Here is a 236-nt window from a genome sequence, read left to right as displayed (position 1 = left end):
ACGCTATTGCCTCAGCTGGTAGTCACGCGGCTATTTAGCGATGAAGTCAGTGACTTGCAGGCCAAAGAACACAGCGATGATACGGCGCAACCGCAGCAATTGATCGTCAACGCCTCAGGGGTTGAGCTTGATTTTGCCAATTGCTGTCATCCGATCTATGGCGACCCTATCGTTGGCCATTTATCGCGTCATGGCTTGGTGGTACATCGCCATAAATGCTTTTCGCTCGATGATAT

Annotated in this window: 1 pseudogene; it reads left to right on the top strand. The window is 50.4% G+C overall.

The features are described 5' to 3' along the window. Window positions 1-236 (top strand): annotated as a pseudogene (locus AAEY72_RS16340) (guanosine-3',5'-bis(diphosphate) 3'-pyrophosphohydrolase); the annotation flags it as partial.

The organism is Psychrobacter sp. W2-37-MNA-CIBAN-0211 (genome assembly GCF_040309405.1).
Taxonomy (GTDB): domain Bacteria; phylum Pseudomonadota; class Gammaproteobacteria; order Pseudomonadales; family Moraxellaceae; genus Psychrobacter; species Psychrobacter glaciei.
The sequence above is the reverse complement of the archived record's forward strand: the minus strand, read 5'-3'. Positions and strand labels throughout refer to the sequence as shown.